This window comes from Lysobacter antibioticus (assembly GCF_000731095.1).
Taxonomy (GTDB): Bacteria; Pseudomonadota; Gammaproteobacteria; order Xanthomonadales; family Xanthomonadaceae; genus Lysobacter; species Lysobacter antibioticus_B.
In genome coordinates this window covers 1-7,003 of the sequence record NZ_JMTZ01000122.1, presented here as the reverse complement: position 1 = coordinate 7,003, position 7,003 = coordinate 1, and the positions used below count along the sequence as shown (strand labels likewise).

Sequence of the window (7,003 nt, the reverse complement as noted above, 5' to 3'; positions counted from 1 at the left end):
CCTGTGGCGAGCTACGCCCAAGCTGCAGCGGGAAACACCATAAGCACGAGAAATATTAAGGAGAACCCGTCATTAAAGCTCCGCTCACGAGCCGAGCTGAGGCCGCTATCGGGTACGAACGACGGCAATCAGAGGCGCTGCCAATTCAATTCGACCCATACCTCACTCATCTGCGGCCGGTCTATTACCCCCACAGAACCTTGCAGTTCCTCCTTTGCTCAGGTGCCTGCCCCTAACCTTGGCCGGATTCGTTCGATGTACCGTCTCATGGGCGGTAGAAGCTTCTAAAAAAGATCTTTTCTTCTCAATTCTTCTAACCATACCGACGAGAGTCGCGATCAAAGTCGCAACGACCCGTTGACAAGAACCCGCGTCCCACCGCAGGCTCAATCCCGCAATAAGCATGTCGAGCCCCTATAGGAATAGGCTGCCGACACCGGCGAAGCATCTCTCAGTTCGAATGTTGGCTCTTATAACGTCAGTTCACGCCCCAATAGTCTTTGAGGTGTCTCATGACCGCTGCCCAAAATCCGCCATGGCCACGCGAATCACGCTTTCTGCAAACGGGAAATCTTCTGATCGACCTCTACCACCGCCGCGCAATATTAGGCGGGGTAAAACTTGACTTACCGCAACGCCTATTCGATCTGCTGCTGTTATTACTGGCCGAACCCTACACGCTCCATAGCCGCGCCGAATTACTCGAACGCCTGTGGCCCGGCCTTATCGTCGAAGACGCCAACCTCAGCCAAAGCATGTGGCTACTTCGTAAAGCACTGGGGGACGAACAAAAACTATGGATTCACACGTTTGCTAAACGCGGCTATATCTTCAACCCTCCCGCTCCCATCGAATGGTTCTTAGCCAGGCCAGCGGACGCCGGCGGCTCACCATCCGTGGACACATTAATCCCCACGACATCGGCCCACCCGCCCCCGCCCCTCGAGCCGAATCTCGCGTCACCTGAAATTTCCAGCTCGGATGATTTTGTTGAAGCAATTGTGACGGAGCAGCACCTGATTCCGGCGCCATCGATTGCTCGACATGATTCGACCTGGTACGCGCGACATGTCGCCATGGCGACGGATATGTCGCCCCCCCTGGAAACACTGATCCCAAACATCTCGGCTAACTCGCCAGCCGCCCTCGAGTCGAGTCTCACGCCCTCTGAAAGCCTCAACTTAAAGGATTCTGTTGAGGCAGCGGTGCCGGAACGGGAACTGGTTCCGACACCGTCAATTGTTCGACGTGGCTTTACCTGGCACGCGCGACACACCGCAATAGCGACGGGCATGGTAACCCTCGCTCTTCTGGTCATTTGGCTTTTTTATTTAGTCAGCTCGCTCTTTGAATATGCGCCGAAAACCGCAGCGCCAGCGAAACGACCGCAAACCGTGATATTGATTGACCTCGAAGATCGAGCGAACTTGATGCAATGGCCCGCAAAATTATTTCGCGAACGGCTGGGGTGGAAGCTCGGCAGCCTGCCTGAAGTGACGCTGTTAAGCGAGGCAGACCTCGCCACCAGCGGTAGCGAGCAGATACCCATTTCTATATTCCTCTCATCCGGGGCTGTTTCGAATGATCCCTCACAAGCCTGGATGCGAGCGCATTTCCAAGTTGATGGGCAAGAGCATCGATTCGAACTGCAGGCTCCGGTTTCACAAATATCCACCCTAGCCGACCAAATGTCTCGAAAGGTGATGGCGCAGTTCGTGCCAGAACGTCCCCAGACATGGCCCCCCCTAGCAGCGGACACGCCGACAGCACTTCGCTATGCCGATGCCGTGGATGCGATCGAGCATCGTGACTGGATAGCGGTGTCTGCCATAGCCAGCGAGATCGTGAAGCAGGCGCCTGAGTTCGGACTGGCTCGAATACAGTTGGCCCGGGCTCAGTCCCACCTGAATCAAACCGCATCGGCTGTAGAGCAGATGAATGCCGCACGTGAACTTCTGCAGCCGGCCCCTGCCGATGTCCTCGAGTTGATGCGAGCGAGAACCGCGGCCATGGACCCGCAGCACCTTCCTCAGGCCAGCGCGGCATTCTCCGAACTACTAGATGCCCATCCGCTAAAGACCGAGTATCTGCTCGAACGCGCACGCCTCTTAAGACAAAACGATGCGCCTCAAGAGCCGCTCAAGATTCTATCGGACCCAGTATGGGACCAGCGCCCCCCCTTGGAGACCCGCATTGAACGACTGCTCTCACTAAGTGCAGTGCACCAGAACCTTGGCGATTATGAACGCTCTCGACAGAGCGCGCGAGCGGCAGAATACCTGGCGCACAATGCCGGCGCAGGATGGGAACTCGAGCGCGGTCGTGCGATGCTGCTGCTCGCACAAGCCGACACCGAGCAGTTTGGAGAACGTGCCGATAATAAGCAGTATGAGCTCGCTGCGAGGCTGTTGGAGATAGGGGGCGATCGCACGGCAACGCTTTTCGCGCGATTTCTTGCCGATCTGGACATATCGCCAGACGGCGATTCGGTCGCGCGACATCAATTGCTCCTGGCCCAAGTCAGGACTGCCGGGAACCGGAGACTCGAAGGACTCGTCATGCGACACATCGCGACTCATAACTTCGATGCAGGAGACCTGCCCACTTATCGTAGGGAGCTAGAAGAGACATTGATCGTTGCCCGCGGCACCGGCGACTCGTTGATGGCCAGTCGCATTACTCTTAGCTTGATCCGAGCGAACATTCACAGTGCCCAGCTCGATTCTGCAGATGCAAACATTCGGCAACTCCGTCGACTGGACCTACAAGGAGACGCACGGGTTGATCTGGAACGTATGGCCGCTGAGCTCCATACAGTTCACGGACGCTATACGGCGGCCGTTTCGGCTCTGGAACGTGCCGACGACTACTTGGCGAAACTTCAACCGAACCCTATCGCCTTAGCGAGGAATGCCTGCTCACGAGCGGACCCGCGTCAGCAGTTGGGTGACTTGGCAGGCAATCAAACCCATCGTGAAGAGCTTATAGTCCGCAGCGGCATGCGTGGAGTCACGTTTCCCTCGCTGGACTTGACGCGGGCGGAAGCTGATATCCCAGCTTAGCCAGCCTGGCGAAGCACTAACTCTTGATGCACTTCGGTTCAGACCACTTCGACGGGCTCGCGTCAGCCAATCAAGAGACGAAAGACTCTCCCGCCCCATGATCGTACCGGCGCCGGCGCAGCGCGATTGCGACCGGCCAATGGCCGCACTCGCGCGTAAGCGCCCAGCAGCTGCAGTTGCAACGACACCATCGTGGTCACGGCGACTTACTGCGTCGGCGATTAGCTCGTTCTACACGCGCCGCCCTGGCGCCCCCATCCAGCGCCCGATCCGTCGTAGCGTTCGTTGAGCGGCGCCTCGACAGAGTGACCGAGCGCGAGGGACGTCCAGGGCGTCGCCGCGGTCGGACGGGAGGCGCAGGCACGGCGGTGCACGCGGGCTCCCCTAGGCGACGCCAGGGATATGGCGATTGACGCGCTTTTACGTTCTGCTCGCAGCGCCTGGGTGGGCGATCGGCGGACAACAGCGCTCTCGACATAGTGTGCCAGGAGTTTTCCCAGTTCCCTAGCCACCGACGAACGCTTCACTATGCAGTTGGGCACTGCTAGGAGCGAGCAGTTCTGTTTCTTCTAATACTTTCTCATCGACCCAACCAGGGAGGCGCAAGCGTTCCGCCGCAGTTAAATGATTGCCCCAGAGGGCGCCGGCCTCGGCGCTTAGCTCTACTTGCAAACGACACATCCACGAAGACTAGGGAGCTTCCCCATCCTGGATATGCGCAAGCCCCGAGTACCTAACGACAATCGAGAGTAAAGAATTTCTATTGACTCAAAGTCGACAGCGAAACCTATCACAGCGATTCGATAGGGCTTTATGGCCGTCTGTTGCCAGAGTGCGAACCGAATGCTCGCGCCACGAGCATGTAAATCCCAGGTCATCGCTGGAAATAGTCAATACGCCAGGAAATGGTCAACCGTGAAGCTTCGGTGACCCGACAACACCTAAGGAGCAGCAAATATAGACCGACCTGCCGAGGGGAGTAGAAACTATGCGTACCCAGCTGAAGTATCGTTATCTTTGTCGCTGCGCCCTGCTACTGGCAGTGTGCGCATTACAGCCTGCCACGGCTCATCATCGCGCCGTGACTCAAGCTAGCAGGAAGAGCGATGAACCGAAATCTGCGGCCGCTTCAACCACCTCAAAGCGGCCAGGCGATGGCGTCCGCCACGTAGAGCCGCCCGCTTCTCTGCTCATTACTACCAGAGAAAAGGACGGACGCACCGTGATTCACCACGAGGGTGACGCACAAAGCCCATCACAAGGCGAGGTGCGCTGATGAAAGCGCCGACCTATTGCCTTATCGCCCTGGCCGCACTTTGGTTCTCGCCAAAGGTCAGCGCTGTTGAGGTAGTGCTAGTCAACCTCGATAAAGCGGGCGATGGACTCAACGATGCGGCCGCCGCCGTCCCGACAGGCGGAAATCCTGGAACGACGGTGGGCGAACAGAGACAGATTGTCTATCGTTTCGCTCTCGACATGTTTGGCGCGCTCCTCAACGGAGTGGAACCACTACGAGTGAGGGCAAGCTTCGCTCCATTGCGGTGCGATGCTGGCAAGACAGTTTTGGGAAATGCAGCTGCCGTTTCAAGCTACTACAACTTTTCCGGCGCCCCCTTAAGAGACACCAAGTACCCCGTAGCCCTCGCGAACGCCCTGCGTGGCACCGACAACGCTCCCGGCGAAGACGACATCCAGTCGCACTTCAATGGCATCTTTGGAAGCCCGAAGTGCAAACCGGAGGTGGGTTGGTATTTTGGGCTTGATGGTAGGACTCCGGATGGGTATATCAACTTCCTTAACGTCGTAACTCACGAGCTTGTGCATGGCCTGGGCTTCCATGGGGACTCAACGACCAATCGCGACGCGAAGTTCATTCCCAGGATATACGACCGCTTTGTCCGCGAAGCGAATGGCAGCAATTGGGTCACCATGACGAATGCACAACGAGCCGCAGGATTGGTCAGCGATCGACTGGTCTGGACGGGGCCGAATGTGACGCATGAGGCAGGCCTGGTACTCGAAGAAGATATCGGCCTAGTCGTCTCGGCGCCCGCTCGGATCGCAGGCGTAGTGAACTATGCTAGTACGGATATTGGCCCGTCGGCGGCTAGCTCGGCGTTCACCGGGAAGGTGGTGCGTGGAACTTACGGCGCTGTCGTGGACGGAAATAACGTCGTCAAGTACGACGGTTGCGAGGCGATCACGAATGTTGCAGAAGTGGCCAATAATATCGCTCTGATCGATCGCGGTGGTGGCTCATGTTTCTCAGCTCTAAAGGCCTACAACGCCCAAGTAGCAGGCGCAGCAGCAGTCATAATTTCAAACAACAACGGCGGCCCCGCTCCGGAACTCGCCCTTTCTGCCACTCCCGCACCCGTGACCATCCCCGTAATAACCATAAGCCAAGCCGATGGTAATCGCTTCGTTGCGGATCTTGCTGGAATGACAATCAACGGATTCGGTGCGTTTGCAGACAACCACTTGGCTGGGACGCTCCCGGATGGAGTCGATGCCGCCCGGAGGCCCATATCCCGGGTAAAACTCTACGCGCCGAACCCGGCGTCTCCCGGTTCTACTCTTTTACATTTTGACACCCGCCTTAAGCCCAACGCGTTGATGGAGCCGAGCAATACGAAAAGCTTGATTGCCCAGGCCTTTCTGGATCTTACCCCCGCGCTCCTGGCTGATATCGGCTGGCCGGTCAACCGCGGAAATCTTCGCCTACTCGATTGCAATACAACCGTGCCCGTCTCCTTGCCTGGCGGCTTGGTTCCGGGCGCAAATGCAATGGCCAACGTCAAAATGTGCGCGCGCTACGCAAAGTCGGTCGCCGAGTACCGCAGTTGCACCGGCCGATATGTCCAGTCTCGGATGGAAGCCAAGCTATTCACACCACTTCAGGCCGTCAGCTTGAAGAAGTGTCTCTTGGGCAGCAAGGCAGAGACGCAGTACAGGGCTTGGCACTGAAAGGAACGTTTATAGACCGCCGTCGCCGGGGGCATTTTCAATGGCTGCGGTAGGGCGAACTGCATCATTCAAGGCTATATCAATAATGAAGACACTCACACTTCGCAAACCCACTTCCGGCTTTAGTGCTATTGCCGGAGCGGCATTGCTGGTTCTATGTCTACCGCTCACTTCTTACGCCCAGCAATATATTCGGGCACAAGGTAAGAACGATGGAACGGACAACGCGGTAGCCAACGGCTCCGACGCCTCGGCACTAGGCAATAGCAGTAACGCCGATGGCACGAGTGCGACTGCATTAGGAGCCGGCAGCGAAGCCAGTGGCACGAACACCACTGCTGGTGGCGCTTTTAGCTCTGCCTCGGGCGCTGATGCAACGAGTTTCGGCTCTTCAAGCTTTGCGGGAGAAGACCGAAGCACTGCGTTGGGCGCCAATTCCAACGCGATGGGCATCAACACAATCGCAGTCGGCGAGTCTGCCCTGGCCAATGGAGAAGGAAGTACGGCTATCGGGCGTTTGAGCCGTGCGAGCGGAAACAACAGCCTTGCGCTGGGAGCTAACTCCGTAGCCGATCGGGATGGGGTAATGTCGGTCGGAAGCTCGACGGAGCAAGCCGACAGCGCCGGCCGTACAGTCGCGCCGTTTAAGCGGCAAATCATTAACGTTGCGGACGGCCTTCTAGCAAAGGACAGCTCAGATGCCGTTACTGGTGGCCAGCTTTTCGCAGCTAGTAAACAAAGTCTCGATCAGGCTAAATCGCATGCAGACGCGGTGAGTCGGACTTCGCTCGAGAGCGCGAAAGCTTCCGCCGTCGACGGCGATGCCATGACGCTGGCAGCCGCGAAGAAGCATGCCAATGACGGCGATGCCGTGACGCTGTCCGCCGCGAAGAAGCATGCTAATGACGGCGATGCCGTGACGCTGTCCGCCGCGAAGGACCATGCCAATTCTGGCGACGAAACGACCCTACGTC

Annotated in this window: 2 protein-coding genes and 1 pseudogene; all 3 read left to right on the top strand. The window is 57.6% G+C overall.

Annotated features, from left to right (window positions below; all coding sequences use genetic code 11):
- The first annotated feature begins 512 nt into the window (after window positions 1-512).
- A complete protein-coding gene (locus tag EX88_RS25510; protein ID WP_081931376.1) occupies window positions 513-3,062 on the top strand; it encodes a winged helix-turn-helix domain-containing protein in 2,550 nt (849 codons plus the stop codon).
- A gap of 1,275 nt (window positions 3,063-4,337) precedes the next feature.
- Window positions 4,338-6,029 carry a PA domain-containing protein gene (locus EX88_RS25505; RefSeq protein ID WP_081931375.1) on the top strand — a complete coding sequence of 564 codons (1,692 nt, stop codon included), beginning with the start codon at window positions 4,338-4,340 and terminating at the stop codon, window positions 6,027-6,029.
- Window positions 6,030-6,114: 85 nt separating this feature from the next.
- Window positions 6,115-7,003 (top strand): annotated as a pseudogene (locus EX88_RS26285) (hypothetical protein); the annotation flags it as partial.